General features: G+C 74.8%; 13 protein-coding genes. 6 read left to right on the top strand and 7 right to left on the bottom strand.

Annotated elements, in window-relative coordinates; genetic code table 11:
* Window positions 1-59: 59 nt before the first annotated feature.
* Window positions 60-941, top strand: coding sequence for a GNAT family N-acetyltransferase (locus tag H7H31_RS31985; RefSeq protein WP_187064647.1), 882 nt, complete (start codon window positions 60-62; stop codon window positions 939-941).
* Window positions 942-966: 25 nt separating this feature from the next.
* On the opposite strand, the gene H7H31_RS31980 is transcribed toward H7H31_RS31985, so the two are convergent.
* The 3 genes from H7H31_RS31980 to H7H31_RS31970 form a co-directional block, all read right to left on the bottom strand.
* Complete coding sequence (locus H7H31_RS31980; RefSeq protein WP_187064646.1) at window positions 967-1,941, bottom strand: TIGR03557 family F420-dependent LLM class oxidoreductase; 975 nt, start codon at window positions 1,939-1,941, stop codon at window positions 967-969.
* A gap of 600 nt (window positions 1,942-2,541) precedes the next feature.
* Window positions 2,542-2,772: a hypothetical protein gene (locus tag H7H31_RS31975; RefSeq protein WP_187064645.1), complete on the bottom strand. Its 231-nt coding sequence runs from the start codon at window positions 2,770-2,772 to the stop codon at window positions 2,542-2,544.
* Window positions 2,773-2,962: 190 nt separating this feature from the next.
* Entirely contained in the window at window positions 2,963-5,287 is a 2,325-nt protein-coding gene (locus H7H31_RS31970; protein WP_187064662.1) for a glycoside hydrolase family 3 N-terminal domain-containing protein, read from the bottom strand.
* Window positions 5,288-5,583: 296 nt separating this feature from the next.
* Here H7H31_RS31970 and H7H31_RS31965 point away from each other — a divergent pair, with 296 nt between their 5' ends.
* Window positions 5,584-6,963: a CAP domain-containing protein gene (locus tag H7H31_RS31965; protein ID WP_187064644.1), complete on the top strand. Its 1,380-nt coding sequence runs from the start codon at window positions 5,584-5,586 to the stop codon at window positions 6,961-6,963.
* Window positions 6,964-7,196: 233 nt separating this feature from the next.
* Here H7H31_RS31965 and H7H31_RS31960 read toward each other — a convergent pair whose 3' ends face one another.
* A complete protein-coding gene (locus tag H7H31_RS31960) occupies window positions 7,197-7,685 on the bottom strand; it encodes a MarR family winged helix-turn-helix transcriptional regulator (protein WP_187064643.1) in 489 nt (162 codons plus the stop codon).
* Window positions 7,686-7,757: 72 nt separating this feature from the next.
* Here H7H31_RS31960 and H7H31_RS31955 point away from each other — a divergent pair, with 72 nt between their 5' ends.
* Window positions 7,758-9,005, top strand: coding sequence for a multidrug effflux MFS transporter (locus tag H7H31_RS31955; RefSeq protein ID WP_187064642.1), 1,248 nt, complete (start codon window positions 7,758-7,760; stop codon window positions 9,003-9,005).
* 114 nt (window positions 9,006-9,119) lie between these two features.
* Here the strand turns inward: H7H31_RS31955 and H7H31_RS31950 are convergent, their stop codons facing one another.
* Window positions 9,120-9,710, bottom strand: a complete 591-nt coding sequence (locus tag H7H31_RS31950) for an Rv1733c family protein (protein WP_187064641.1) — start codon at window positions 9,708-9,710, stop codon at window positions 9,120-9,122.
* 263 nt (window positions 9,711-9,973) lie between these two features.
* Here H7H31_RS31950 and H7H31_RS31945 point away from each other — a divergent pair, with 263 nt between their 5' ends.
* Both H7H31_RS31945 and H7H31_RS31940 read left to right on the top strand, forming a co-directional pair.
* Window positions 9,974-10,348: an RNA-binding S4 domain-containing protein gene (locus tag H7H31_RS31945; protein WP_187064640.1), complete on the top strand. Its 375-nt coding sequence runs from the start codon at window positions 9,974-9,976 to the stop codon at window positions 10,346-10,348.
* A 286-nt stretch (window positions 10,349-10,634) separates the two neighbouring features.
* Window positions 10,635-11,282 carry a phosphoribosyltransferase gene (locus tag H7H31_RS31940; protein WP_187064639.1) on the top strand — a complete coding sequence of 216 codons (648 nt, stop codon included), beginning with the start codon at window positions 10,635-10,637 and terminating at the stop codon, window positions 11,280-11,282.
* A 405-nt stretch (window positions 11,283-11,687) separates the two neighbouring features.
* On the opposite strand, the gene H7H31_RS31935 is transcribed toward H7H31_RS31940, so the two are convergent.
* Both H7H31_RS31935 and H7H31_RS34710 read right to left on the bottom strand, forming a co-directional pair.
* Window positions 11,688-13,028 carry an SGNH/GDSL hydrolase family protein gene (locus tag H7H31_RS31935; protein ID WP_232110185.1) on the bottom strand — a complete coding sequence of 447 codons (1,341 nt, stop codon included), beginning with the start codon at window positions 13,026-13,028 and terminating at the stop codon, window positions 11,688-11,690.
* Entirely contained in the window at window positions 13,021-13,152 is a 132-nt protein-coding gene (locus tag H7H31_RS34710; RefSeq protein WP_261905869.1) for a hypothetical protein, read from the bottom strand. Before H7H31_RS34710 ends, H7H31_RS31935 begins: the two co-directional genes overlap by 8 nt.
* Before the next feature lie 623 nt (window positions 13,153-13,775).
* On the opposite strand from H7H31_RS34710, the gene H7H31_RS31930 reads away from it, so the two are divergent.
* A complete protein-coding gene (locus H7H31_RS31930; RefSeq protein WP_187064660.1) occupies window positions 13,776-14,351 on the top strand; it encodes a zinc ribbon domain-containing protein in 576 nt (191 codons plus the stop codon).
* Window positions 14,352-14,412 lie beyond the last annotated feature (61 nt).

Below are 14,412 nucleotides of genomic sequence, written 5' to 3'. Positions count from 1 at the left end.
ACCCGTCGGGGCGCCGAAATTCGCGTGCGCCCGGTCCGTCCGTGGGGAGAGGCTGTGGCATGACGTGGACGACGACCGATGACAACGGCGCCTTCCGTGCGACCGCGGGCCCCTTCCTGCGCGAGCGACCCGACGAGCACACGGTCCTGATCTCGCTCGCCGCATCGCTGCACGACGTCGGGCCCGACCGGTACGGGGACCAGCCGCCGCGCTACGGGTGGTGGCGTGGGCCGGACGGGGCCGTGTCGGGGGCGTTCGTGTGGACGCCTCCCTATCCCGTGCAGCTCTCGCCGATGGCGCCCGCGGTCGCGGCGGAACTCGCGGCGCGCCTGCTGGACGGCGCGGGACAGCTCGTCGGCGTGGGCGGGCGGCAGGCCGCCGCCGAGGCGTTCGCCGCGCGGTGGGCGCGGGCCACCGGCGGCGCCTGGCGGATGACCGGGCGGCAGCGCCTGTACCGGCTGGGCGAACTGGTGCCGCCCTCGCCGATGCCGCCCGGCCGGGCGCGGCGGGCGACGCGGGAGGACCGCGAATTCCTGCTGGGCTGGTTCGAGGCGTACCACCGTGACCTCGGCGAGGACCCGGCCGACAGCGAGCGCGCGCTCGACGACCGGCTCGGCTACGGCGGCTGCGCGCTGTGGGAGGTGGACGGGGTGCCGGTCTCGATGGCCAGCGTCACCCGCGCCAACGGGGGCATGGTGCGCGTCAACGGCGTCTACACGCCGGACGCGCTGCGCGGGAAGGGGTACGCGGGCGCCGTAGTGACCGCCGTGTCCCGGGAGGCGCTGGACGCGGGGGTACCGCGGGTGCTGCTCTTCGCCGACGTCGCCAATTCGACGTCCAACGCGCTCTACCAGCGGCTCGGCTACCGGGTCGTCGGGAGCCACGCGACGCTCGCGCTCGACCCGGCGCCGGCCCACGCGCGACCGGACGGCCACGCGTGACCGACTCCCGGTCGGGCCGGGCGGGTCACGTCGGGGTGCCCGGCGTCAACTCGCGTAGCGGTCCGGCGAGTTCGGCCGCGTAGAAGTCCAGGAAGCCGTCGGGGTCGGGGCCGGCGTTCTGCATGACCAGGTGGTCGAATCCTCCGTCGGCGAAGCTGCGGGCCGCCGCGACATAGCGGGCCGGGTCGGGGCCGCAGGCGAACTTCTGGGCCACGTCCTGCTCGGTGACGGTGGTGGTCGCGGCCGCGAAGTTGACCGGATTGGGCAGTTCGCTCATCACCTTCCAGCCGGTCAGCGCCCAGCGGGTGGTCTCGTGCGCGGCCTTGGCCGCGGTGTGCTCGTCGGGCGCCCAGGCCACCGGCACCTCGGCGTACTTCGGGCCGGCGCCCCCGGCCTCGGCGTAGCGCCGCACGATCTCGGGCTTGTCCTCCGTGGCGAACAGGCCGTCGCCGAGTTCGGCGGCGATGCGCGCGGAGGGCGGGCCGCTGGCGGCCACGGCGATGGGCGGCGGCTCGTCGGGCAGGTCGAAGACGCGGGCGTCCTCCAGGCTCAGGTAGCGGCCGTCGTACGAGCGGTAGCCGCCGCGCCACAGCAGTCGGATGATCTCCAGCGCCTCGCGCAGCATGGCGTGCCGCGCGCGGACGGCCGGGAACTCCCGCCCCACCACGTGTTCGTTAAGCCGTTCGCCCGAGCCGACGCCGAGCGTGAAGCGGCCTTCGGAGAGCAGCGCGAGGGTGGCCGCCGCCTGGGCGATGACGGCCGGGTGGTAGCGCACGGTGGGGCAGGTGACGCCGGTGGCGAGCCCGATGCGTTCGGTGCGCTCGGCGATCGCGCCGAGCACGGTCCACGCGAAGGGTGAGTGGCCCTGGTTGTCCAGCCAGGGGTGGAAGTGGTCGCTGATCTCCACGAAGTCGAAGCCGACGGCCTCCGCCCGCTGGGTCTGCCGGACGAGTTCCGCGGGCCCGAACGCCTCGGCGGCCAGCTTGTACCCGATCTTCATGTGCCTCCGCTCCCTGCCGATCGCTGGTCTGCCCGCCACGCGGCGCCGCGCGCGCTTCGTGAGGCCGCACTCGCGGTACACGCGTCGCGCCGACGTTCCTTCCCGCCGCGGCTCGGCCGCGCCCGGCCGTACGCCTGTGAGCTGGGGATGTCGGGCCCACGGCGGGGTGGCTGCGCGGCTTCGGGTGCCACGGGAGCGGCGCGACTAAACCCGTGGACCGCGTGTGACCCGGCCGGCCAGGCGCCATGGCGGCGCCGGCGGCCGGGCGCGCGGGCGTCGCTCCCTGGCTCGGGGGCCGGTGGCGCGCGGGTGAGGTACGCACCCAGGACGGAGTTGGTTCCCGGTAGGAACCCCGTTCTCGGAAGGGAGCCGTCCGCCCTGTTCGCGAGCGCTGTCGGCGGTCAGGCGGGGTTTCGAAGCGAGATCAGAGGGTGAGCGTGCGGGTGTCCACATGAACTACGCGACGTGTTCGGCCGGCCGCCAAGGGCTCCCCCGCCCTGGCCGAATTCCGCGTCCGGGAAGGGCTGCGCCCCGCCGGCCCCGGGTAACCGAGGCAGACGCGAGCGCGGGGCTTGGCAGCGCGCTGGCCCACCGCCTCCTTCACTCCGGCCCGTCGGGGCGCCGGTGCCGGCCCTGAGATGGCGGCAGGCGGAACATGGCCCGGCGCAAGCGCCCGAAGAGGACGGCCCGCCCGGCCATCACGAGACTCAAACCCGCCGCGCCGCCGCCCACGGCCATGCCGCCCTGGCTCAGCCAGGTGATCCGCTCGTCCTCGGCCCAGGCGGCCACGCCGGCGCCGGCCAGGAACACCAGCAGGAACAGAAGACTCAACAGGGCATAAAACCATCGCGACAGCACAGACAGACTGTCGCACGCCGCCGAAGCGCGCCCGGGCGGGGGGCCAGCCCTCTCGCTCTGGCGCCCCTGGCCTCATGGGGCGGTGCGGCTACCGGCCCCCGCGCACCCCGCACGCGGGCGGTCCGGGAACGGGCCCGGGCCGCCCGCGGCGGGACCGTGGGCGTCAGGTGACCCGCAGCACGGCCTTGTCGCGGGCCGTGGAGTCGCCGCCCACGTACACCTCGATGGTGCCCGGCTCGACGACGAAGCGGCCCGCGCTGTCGTTGGTCCAGAAGCCCAGGTCGTCGGCGCCGAGCGAGAAGCGCACCGTGCGGCTCTGGCCCGGGTCGAGGCTGACGCGGCGGAAGCCGCGCAGTCGGCGCACGGGTTGCGCGATGCTCGCGACCGGGTCGTGCACGTAGAGCTGCACCACCTCGTCGCCCGCCCGGTCGCCGGTGTTACGGACGGTGGTGGTGACCTCGACGGTGTCGCCCGCGCGCAGCGCGTCCGCGCCGATCCGGTCCGCGCCGAGCCGGGGTGGGGTGATCTCGAAGGTGGTGTAGCTCAGGCCGTGCCCGAACGGGAACTGCGGCCCGGGCGGCAGGTCGAGGTACTTCGAGGTGTACTTCTCGTCCGCCTTGTAGGGGCGTCCGGTGTTCTCGTGGTTGTAGTGGATGGGGATCTGTCCGACGGCCCGGGGGAAGGACGCGGGGAGCTTGCCCCCGGGGTTGACGGTGCCGAACAGGACGTCGGCGATGGCGTTCCCGCCCTCGATGCCCGGGTGCCAGGCCATCACCACGGCGGGCGCGGAGGCCAGCCAGTCGCCCATCGTCAGCGGGCGACCGCCCACCACGACGACGGCGAAGGGCCTGCCGACCTTCGCGATGGCGGCGATCAACTCGGCCTGCGCGCCGGGCAGTCCGAGCTGGCTGCGCGAGCTGGCCTCGCCGCTGATCGCCGAGGGTTCACCGACCACGACGACCGTCACGTCGGCCGCCCGGGCCGCGGCCGTCGCCGCCTTGATCCCGCTGGTGTCCCCGCCCTCGGGGGGTACGCCCTGGGCGTGGCTCACCCTGGCCGCAGGAGCCGCCTTCCTGATCCCGTCGAGAACGGTGGTGGCGCGGAACTTCTTCCCGCCCGGGCCGGCCCAGGTCCCGTGCAGGTCGGGCGAGTCGCCGAAGGGGCCCACGACCGCGATCGAGGCGGTGTCGCGGCGCAGCGGGAGCGTTCTCCGTTCGTTCCTGAGCAGCACCAGGCAGCGGCTGGCGACCTCGCGGGCCGCCTTGCGGGCCGCCGGGGTCGGGGCGGTCACGGCGGCGCCCTCGTCGGCGTACGGGTTGTCGAAGAGGCCGAGTTGGAACTTCACGCGCAGGATGCGGGTCACCGCGTCGTCCAGCCGCTGTTGGCTGATGTCGCCCGCGGCGAGCAGCTTCGCGCCGTGGTCGCGGATGGTGGTGCCGACCATCTCCATGTCCACGCCGGCGGTCAGCGCCAGCCGGGCCGCGTCCGCGGTGTCGGCGGCGAAGCCGTGCGTGATCATCTCCTGCACGCCGGTGTAGTCGCTGACCACGAAGCCGGGGAAGTCCCACGCCCGCTTGAGCACGTCGGTCAGGGTGTGGGGGTTGGCGTGCGCGGGCACGCCGTTGATGGTGTTGAAGGAGGCCATGACGGTGGCGACCCCGGCGTCCACGGCCGCCTTGAAGGGCGGCAGGTAGAGGTTGCGCAGCCGCGCCTCCGAGACGTCGACGGTGTTGTAGTCCCGTCCGCCCTCGGCCCCGCCGTACGCGACGAAGTGCTTGGCGCAGGCGGCGATCCGGTCCGCGCGCGCCAGGTCGGTGCCGTCTGCCCGGCCCTGGTGCCCGGTGACCTTGGCCGCCGCGAACCGCTCGGCCAGGTGCGGGTCCTCGCCCGACCCCTCGGCGATACGCCCCCAGCGCGGCTCGTGCGTGACGTCCATCATGGGGGCGAAGGTCCACCGCACCCCGTTGGACCGGGCTTCGACCGACGCCACCTCGGCGTCCCGGACGGCCACCGCCGGGTCGAAGCTGGCCGCCTGGGCGAGCGGGATGGGGAAGGTCGTCCAGAAGCCGTGGATGACGTCGAGGCCGAACAGCAGGGGGATGCCGAGCCTGGACTTCTCGACGGCGAGCCGTTGCAGGGTGTTGGTGTGCGCCGCTCCGTGGAGGTTGAGCACGGAGCCGGCCCGGCCGCTGCGCGCGGCCCGCTCGACCTCCTCGTTCTGGCCACCGCCGGGCCCGGTGTCACCGTTCCAGGTCAGTTGCTGGAGTTGGCCGAGCTTCTCCTCGACCGTCATCCGCCCCAGCAGCTTCCGGATCTTGTCCTCGTGGGGTCCGGCGCGGTGCGCCGACGGCTGCGCCGCGCCCGCCATGTCGCCTCCTCCCGCGGCCTGGGCCGCCGCTCCCGTGGCCAACTGGGCTCCCGTCGCGCCGCTCACGGCGACCGTGCCGCCGATCGCCGCGAGCAGGGTTCGTCTGCGCATGCCGTCCATGCTCTTCATCCTCTGAACGAAGTTGGCTGAGTGTGCGGCGTGTTCTCGGTGCGAGGTGCCGACGTTCCTGTCTCTTCTTGTGCCCTGCGGTGCCGGGCGGGTCAAGGGTCGGGACACGCCGTCCAGCAGCCAACCCCGTACGGGCCGGGCACGGGAGGCGAACGCGCGCGCCACGCGCGGGAGGCGGCGCAGGACCACCCGTTCGCAGGCCAACCCGCTGGGCGCGCGGGGCGCGACAGCGTGGGAACCCGGCGCGGGGCGCGCGCGTTGGCCAGGTGGACGAGCGGGGGTGCACGATGGACGAGCTGGTTCCCGGTGCCAACCAGGCCCTGCCCGCGGGCGCGCTGACGCTTCGGGTGCCCGGGCCCTTCGACGTGTCGGCGTTGATCACCGACGAGAGCGGACGGGTCGGCGGCGACGCGGACTTCGTCTTCTTCAACCAGCCCGGCGCGCCCGGCGTACGCCTCGACGGGAACGCGCTCACGCTGCGTCCCGAGCACCTGCGCCCCGGCGCCAGTCGGGTCACCGTGGTGGTCAGCCCGGCCGAGCCCGGCACGGCGCTCAGCGCGCTGCCGCCGCCCGCGCTGAGTGTCGCGCGAGCCGACGGCGGGCTCGTCACCCGCTTCACCCCGCGGAGCACGGGCCCGGAGACGGTGCTGCTGCTCGCCGAGGTCTACCGGCGCGGCGCGCGGTGGAAGGTGCGGGCGCTGGGCCAGGGGTACGCCGACGGGTTGGCCGGGGTGGCCCGCGACTTCGGCGTGGACGTGCTGGACGAGGCTCCGCCTCCCCCGGCCCCCGCGCCCGCGCCGTTGCCGGACGCCCACCGCGCGCCGCTCGCACCGGCCGGCGGGCCCGGCCCGTTGGCGCCGAGCGCGACCGGTGCGAACGCGACCGGCGAGGCTCTCGCCCGGGTCAACGCGCTGCGCTCGCGCGCCGGCGCCCGCCCCGTCGCCCCCGACGGACGCCTGACCAGCGCGGCCAACGCGCACGCCGCGGCGATGGCCGGGCAGGAGCGACTGGGCGTCCAGGCCCCGGACGGCGTCTCGGTCTACCAGCGGGTCGGGCGAACCGGCTACGTCTGCCTCACCATCGCCGAGCACCTGGTCTCCGGGCCGCGCACGGCCGCCGAGTTGGTGGACTACTGCCAGTCCGACGCCGCGCGCGGCGGGCCGCTGCTCGATCCGTCGGTCGCCCACGCCGGCGTCGGCCGCGCCGTCGGCGCGGCCTCGGGCGACGTGTACTGGACGGCGCTGTGGGCCGCGCCGTTCTCGACCACGGGCCTGGCGCGCCTGGTGGCCGAGGTGGTGGCGCTCACCAACGCCGAGCGCTCGGCCGCCGGGCTGCGCCCGCTCGCCGTCGACCCCGGCCTGGCGACGGCCGCCCAGGCGCACAGCGCCGACATGGTGGCCCGCGACTTCTACGCCCACACCACGCCCGAGGGGCGACAGCCGTGGGACCGGGCGGCGGCGGCCGGCTGCCGACACCGCGGCATCGGCGAGAACATCGCCTGCGGCCAGCGCAGCGCCGCCGACGTCGTCCGCGGCTGGATGAACAGCCCCGGCCACCGGGCCAACATCCTCTCCCCCGGCTTCGACGAGATCGGCATCGGATACGCCACGGGCAGCCTGGCCGGCACGTACTGGACGCAACTCTTCGGCACGGCGGGCAGGCACTGACGGAACCTCACGCCACGCGGCGTCGGTCCGGTAACCAGGCCCCGAGGAACGTCCGCACAGCGGTTGGAGCGCGGCTGAAGGTGCCTGCCCGCTCCTCGATGAGGGCCGGGCCCTGGATGCCGCCTCGGTCGGGGCGAGGTCCGGCCGGGCGGGCCGCCGCAAACCGGCGTTGGACGTGCCCCCGCCCTTCGGCGAAGGATCGTTGGCCAGCACTCGGTTCCGTGATGGTCGACTCAGCCGGGGTGGGCGTCCCGGCGATGGCGCAGGGTGGCGCCGAGCGCGCGCAGGGCGGGAGTGGCGTCGACAAGGGCGCCGCGCTGGTCGGAGGGCAGGGCGGCGAGGGCGTCGGCGAAGAGCTCCGCCCAGGCGTCTTCGATCCGCGCCATCCCGTGGGCGGCGTCGATCGTCGGGTGGAGCTGTACGGCTCGACGGTCGTGCGGATCGGGTTCCCGGCGGATCAGGCCCTGGGCGACCAGACCTCGCACGGTCGTGCTGACGTTGCTCGCGTGAAGCCCGAGTTCGCGAGCGAGGGCACTCGTTCCCGTCCCGGGCCGGTCCAGCACGTAGCGCAGGACATCCAGGTCCGAGGGCGGCAGGGGGGGCAGGCCGGCCTCGGCTGCGCCGCGTAGTCGCAGGACGCGGGCGAGGGCGTAGAGCGCCGGGGTCAGCTCCCTGGCCTTGTGCAGCAGGTCCTCGTTGTCAGGTACGGCATCACCGGTCATCGCCCCATCCTAGCTTTACTTATAGTTATATATCTATAGTATCGCCGCGTCCCCTTCTCGTCAGGAGCAGCGATGACCTCTCACGCGTCGATACGCACCGTCCGAGCGGAAGCCGAGGCGCCACCCCTGTCACCGCCGGGCGGCCTCATCACGGCCCTCGCACTGCTGTCCTTCGTGATCCCTTTGTCCACGGACATGTACCTGCCGGGCTTCCCGGCGATGGCACGGGACCTGTCCACGGACGCCGCGGGCGTCCAACTCACCCTTACCGCCTTCCTCTTCGGACTCGCGACCGGTCAACTGGTGCTCGGGCCGCTCTCGGACCGGTACGGGCGCAGGAAACCGATCCTCGTCGGGACCGGCGTATGCACGCTGGCGACCGCGCTGTGCGCGGTCGCGCCCTCCCTCGGGACCCTGACTGGGCTGCGGTTCGTCATGGGATTCAGCGGCGCCGCGGGCGTCGTCGTGGGCAGGGCTGTGGTCTCGGACCGCGCCTCGGGCACCGCCGCGGCGCGGATCTTCGGCATGCTGATGGCTCTGGGCGGTGTCGCCCCCATCGTGGCGCCACTGGTTGGCGGAGTGGTGGTGGAAGGCCCTGGTGGCTGGCGGGCGGTGTTCTGGGTACTGACCGGCGCGTCCGTACTCATGTTCCTGACCTCGTTGTTCCTGGTGCCGGAGAGCCTGCCGGCTGATCGTCGCCACACCGACGGCGTCGGCGGCACGGTGAAGGCCGCCGCCTCGGTGCTGACCGACCGCTCCTATCTCGGCTACACCCTCGCCTTCTGCTTCGCCAGCGCCACTTTGTTCTGCTACATCTCGGCTTCCCCCTTCCTGTTGCAGAACGTTCTGAACTTCACCGTCGGCGAGGCGTCCGTCGCCTTCTCGGTCGGCGCCCTCACCGCGACCCTGTCGAGCGCGGCGGCGGCTCGCCTCGTGGGGCGTTACCCACCCCGGTTCCTCCTGCGTGTGGGGTTGGTCCTGCTTCTGGCCTCCAGTGCCCTGGCCCTGCTCATCACCGTCGCCGGACAGCTCAGCCGCGTGTGGGCGCTGGGCCTGGTCGCCGTCGGTTTCCTCGGCCTCGGTCAGGTCTTCACCACCGCCACCGCACTCGCCCTCGAACGCGTGTCGTACGCGGCAGGCACCGGCTCGGCCGTGCTCGGTGCGCTGCAGAGCGCTCTCGGCGCCGCCGTCGCACCGTTGATGGGCATCGCGGGCGGGCACACCGTGGTGCCCCTCTTCCTCGGCATGACGCTCTGCGCGTTGATCGCCCTACTCGGCCTCCTGCTGACCAGGCACGGTGACGCGGCTACCGCGACCTGAACCGAGCCGGGTCAGGAGGCCACTCAGCGCGCTGCCCGGGCCCGCCGTCCCAGCCGCCCCGGGCCCGCCGTCATAAGCCGGTGGAGGCGCTCCCGTGCCCGGCCCGGTGTCGGGTCACACGCGCCCGCTCCAGCGCGGGCCGACCTCGGCCCAGGCGCGCTCCCACTGCGCGGCGCGCTCCCGGTCGAGGCGTCGCTGCACCTGGCGGCGGGCGCTCAGGGTCAGGCAGCAGAAGCCGGTCGCCGCTATGGCACCGACCACGCCCGCCCGGGTGGTCGCCTGCGCCGGGCTGAGCGGCGCGGTGGTCAGGTCGCCGCGCTCGTCGGTCCAGATGGTCACCCGCTCGCCCGCCTCGCGCCCCTCGTCCACCCGCGTCTGCCCGGTGTGCGTGGTGCCCGAGGTGTCCGTCCAGCGGACGGTGGCCCGCACCCGGTTCGCTCCCGGCTCCCCCAGCTCCGTGGGTCGCTGCGGCACGTCCCTGACGAGTACGGCCTGCGTCTGGTACCGGTTCTCGTGCTGCTCCATGAGCGGCTCCCGCGCCAGCAGGGCCGTCGTGACGCCGAGGGTCACCCCGCCCACCACCATGATCACGGCCGCCAGCAGCAGCGACCACGCCTCGATCACGTCCGTGCGGCGGCGCAACGGGTTGCGCCGCCAGCGCCACAGCGGACGGCCCAGGCCACGCCGCGTCGCTCTCGCGCTCATCGACTCACTCCCTCGGTGCGGTGCCGCCCAGCAGGTCGGCCACCCGGCGGGTCGAGCGGGCTACGGACCGTGACCCGAGGATCACAGCCGTCGCCAGTCGGGTACCGTGCCCGCCCCATCGCATGCATGCCACCTGCCACGCCGGCCCGCCGCGCGGACGGGGAGCGCGGCGGTCTCCCGCGCGCCGCCCGACCGGGGCACGGGGCCCGGCCCGGGCGAAAACCCACCCCGGTGATCGGCGGCACGGCGCTAGAGTCGGTGCCATGACGGCAGACGAGGGGACCGTACGAGTCGACAGTTGGATCTGGTCGGTGCGGCTGACCAAGACCCGCTCCGCGGCCGCGACGGCGTGCCGGGGCGGCCACGTCCGCATCAACGGCGACCGGGTCAAGCCCGCGGCGGCCGTGCGGCCGGGGGACCAGGTGCGGCTCTTCCACGCGGGACGCGAGCGCGTCGTCGTGGTCTCGAAGCTGGTGCGCAAGCGGGTCGGCGCCGCGATCGCCGCCGAGTGCTACGTGGACAACAGCCCGCCCCCGCCGCCGCGCGAGGAGGTCGCGCTGCTCGGCGTCCGGGACCGCGGCGCGGGCCGGCCCACCAAGCGTGACCGGCGCGAGATGGAGCGCCTGCGCGGCAACTGAGCGCGACAGCGACAGCCGGGTGGCTCCCCGACCCTGGGGCGCCACCCGGCTGTCGTGCGCGGTGCCGGGCGGGGTGCACGCCTGCCGTGCCGCGATGCCCGGCGGGGTGTGCGGCCCGGCGCGGACCACCCGGATGCGGGCTCGCCCGGCGGCCGGCGACGGGTAGGGATCGTAGGCGCGGGGCGCCGGACCCGCCGGCGCGGCCGTGCGGCGTCGCCCGGCGCCGCACGCCGTGGCTGCCCCGCCCCGTGGGCAGCCCGCCCCGTCGCGGAGAGGAGAGCCACCGATGCGCTTCGCCGACCGCCGCGCGGCGGGCCGCGCCCTGGCCGAGCGACTACCGCACTACCGCACCGGCGGCCAGCACCCCGATCCCCTGGTGCTGGCGCTGCCTCGGGGAGGGTTGCCGGTCGCGGACGAGGTGGCCCGGGCGCTGGCCGCGCCGCTGGACATCATCGTCGTACGCAAGATCGGGGCGCCGTTCGCCGCGGAGGTCGGGCTCGGCGCGGTGGTCGGCGACGACCCGCCCCAGTACGACGAGGCCGCGCTGGCGCAACTCGGACTGACCGAGGACGACCTCGCGCCGATCGCGCACCGCGAACGGGAGGAGTTGCGGCGGCGCACCGCCGCGTACCGGCAGGGCAGGCCGGAACCCGAGCTGGCCGGCCACACCGCGATCGTGGTGGACGACGGCCTGGCGACCGGCTCGACGGCCCGGGCCGCCCTGCGCTTCGCGCGCGCCCGCGGGCCGGCCCGCCTGGTCATGGCGGCGCCGGTGGGCGCGCCGGACGCGGTGGCCCTGCTGCGCCCGGAGGCCGACGAGGTCGTCTGCCTGGAACAGCCGCCGGCCTTCCACGCGGTCGGCGCCTGGTACGCGGACTTCGCGCAGCTCACGGACGCGGAGGTGCTCCGGGTGCTGCGGGCCGACCGCCCCTGACGGTCGCGTTCGCCTCCTGCACCCGTCCCCCGGGGCCCGCCAGGTCCGACGGGGCTCCCGCTCCACGGGCCGCACCGGTCGTCCCGTCGCCCGGACGGGGCGCGGGACGACCGGCGAGCACCCCCCCGCGCGCGGCCCGCCGACCCGTCCCACGGGGCCGGCGGGCGCGCCGGAAGCGGGCCGGTGGTACGCGGGCGGGCCGAGGCCGACGTAGGTCGCGCCCCCACACACGACCGCCACTCCCCCGGCGCGGCCCACCCGCGCTCCCGCCCGTACACCGGCACGCCGCTCGCCGGCCGGCGGCGGCTCGGCGGTGCGGCACCGACGTGACCCGCCGCGCCGAACGAGAGCGGCCCGTTCGGGAGTTGCGCCGCTACGACTGGTCGGCGGGGGCCGGGCGCGGGGTCAGAGCTCGTCGATGTCGATGGCCTCGGCCATCGCGTGGTAGCCGGCGTCGCTCGGGTGCAGGTGGTCGCCGCTGTCGTAGGCGGGGAGCAGCCGGTCCTCGTCGGCGGGGTCGGCCAGCACCTTGTCGAGGTCGACGACCTCGTCGTAGGCGCCGGAGGTGCGTATCCACTTGTTCAGTTCGTCGCGCTTGGTCTCGCCGCGATCGGTGTAGTAGCCGGCGCCCTTGAAGGGGACCAGGGTCGAGCCGATCACCTTGAGGCCCTTGGCGCGAGCCTGACGGATGATGTCGCGGTGGCCGGCGATCAACTGCTCGACCGACACGTCCGGGATCTGTCCCATCCCGCCCAGTCCGATGTCGTTGATGCCCTCCAGCACGATGACCGTCCGGATGCCCGGCTCGGCGAGCACGTCCTTGGCGAAGCGGTCCACGCCGCTCTCACCCGTCCCGGGGGTGCCGACGGTGACCATGTTGCCGCTGATCCCGTGGTTGAGGATGCTGCGCGGGCCCTCTTCCCGGACGAACCGTTCCGCCAGGTCGTCCGGGTAGCGGTTGTTGGCGTCGATGGTCGAGCCCATCCCGTCGGTGATCGAGTCGCCGAAGGTCACCACGCCGTCGCGCCGCCCGTCGCCCCTGCCCCGCACCTCGACGTCGGCGAGGTAGTACCAGGACGCCGAGGTCTCGGTGAAGGGCTTGCCGCTCTCGTCGGGCCGCTGGTCGCCCGTTGCCCGGTAGGCCGTGGCGGAGGCCGCCATGTGGTAGGTGGCCGGGCCGGTCGGCTCGTGCAGGTACAGCGTGACGGTCAGCGACTCCAGCGCCCTGACCCGCAGCGGCACCGCGTCGGTGAACACCTCGCCACCCGCCGGGATCGTCACCGACTCCTTCTTCCCGAAGGCCAGCGGCCGGCTCGTGTCCTCGCGCACCGCCGCGCCCTTGTCCGTACGCCCGACCGTGGCCCCGGTCACTTTCAGCGGGGCGGTGCCGTAGCGGTTGGAGAGCTTGAAGCGGGCGCTGGTGCCCCCGACGCTGACCCGGACCACCTGACGCAGCGTCTGCTCCTTGAAGCCCTGCTGCGACCAGTTGGGGAACAACCCTCGTCCGGGCTGCTGGACGGAGGTCGACCAACCGCCTTGCCAGGACTTGCCGTTGAGCCGTTCGACGCCGCCCGCCTCGGCGGTGGTCGGCGCGCCGCTGTCGGCCACCGACATCGGCGCGGGGGGCAGCACCAGCAGCACCCCCGCCGAGAACAGCACCGCGAGGGGGCGGGCCGCCGCCCGTAATCGCCGGGGGCCGAGGTCCGCTCCCCGGTTCGCCGGCGTGTGTCGTGTCCGGTCACTCATGGATGTGCTCCTTCTCTTCTTCGTCTCGCGCGGTCTCGCGCGCGTCTCGTTCGTGGCTGTGGTTCTCCCGTTCGTTGGTGCGCACGGCGGCCTGGCCACCGGCTTCGCTCGTCTCACTCCGCATCGCCAGCCTCGACGGCCCCGGCCGGCACGGGCACACCAGGGAGCACACGCGTCACCGTGGGACGCGCGCACGACCCGGGGCACTTGCTCCGCTCACGTACCGGCCCGCTCACGAGCCGACTACCGCACCGTGGATGCTCAGGCTCTACGTCACCACCTCCCCGTGCGGGCGTCTACGGGGCCGACGTGCGGGCGAATCGGTAATTGGCCACGGCCCGCGAACCGGCACGCGCGCCGGACCCGGCCCTGGGCACGGCACATGGCGGGGCGCTTCCGGGGCCGCCGACGCGCCGCGCGGCGCTCCCGGCGCGTGCGCGGTGGTGAGCGCGCCAAGCGGCGTCGTGGGAGACGCCGCGCCCGAACGGCCGGTACCGATCGGCGCTTCCCGCGCCCCCCTGTCCCCGTCTGTCCCGCTAGCCGCCCATCCCTGCCCCAGGGCCTCCACCCAGCCGCCCGCTGTCCGGGCTCGGCGCGGGGCGGCGCGGGCTCGGCGCACGCTGGGCCGGGGTCGGTTCGCGCTGGGCCAGCGGGGTCGGTTCGCGGTCAGGGGGCGCGTCGTTCGTTTCGTACGATGCGGAACACTGTGCCGAAACAGCCGAGCCGAGAGAGGGGATCCAGGTGGGAGTGGTTCCCGAGCCCCGTGTGGTCGCCCAGGTGAGCGAGCTGGCCGAGGGGGCGTCCGGGGAGCAGCGCGGCGCCCTGTGGCGGCTCGCCGTCGACCAGCGACAACTGGACGCCAACGTCGTACGCCTGCCCCCGGGCGCCCGGGTCGCCGCGCACCTGGAGGCGCGGCTGGACGTGCTCCTGTACGTCATCGAGGGCAGCGGGCACTTGGCGGGCGGCGGCGACGCGCCCCCGGAGGACGGTGCGGCCGGGCCGCCGGGCCAGGCGGACGAGGCGGACGAGGCGGACGAGGCGGACGACGTGAACGAGGCTCAGGCGGCACTCGGCCCGGGTGCCCTCGTATGGCTTCCGCACGGCTCGCGGCGGGCGCTGTCCGCCGGCGCCGCCGGCCTCACCTACCTCACCGTGCACCGCCGCCGCCCCGGGCTGAGCATCGGTGCTCCCGCCCCGGTCGAGCGGGCCGGTGGCGAGGCGGCCTGTCTGTTGCACCGCGTCTGCGTCGAGTGCGGGCGCCTCGCGCCCGAGACCGATGCCCGCTACTGCGGGCGCTGCGGCACCGCCCTGCCCGAGCACTGAGCCCTCGCGGGCCCCGGCCGGCGGCCCCGCCCGGCCGGGTGGCTCGGTCGGGTGGTCCGGT

It is taken from the genome of Streptomyces buecherae (genome assembly GCF_014295035.1).
In the GTDB taxonomy this organism is placed as follows: domain Bacteria; phylum Actinomycetota; class Actinomycetes; order Streptomycetales; family Streptomycetaceae; genus Streptomyces; species Streptomyces youssoufiensis.
The sequence above is the reverse complement of the archived record's forward strand: the minus strand, read 5'-3'. Positions and strand labels throughout refer to the sequence as shown.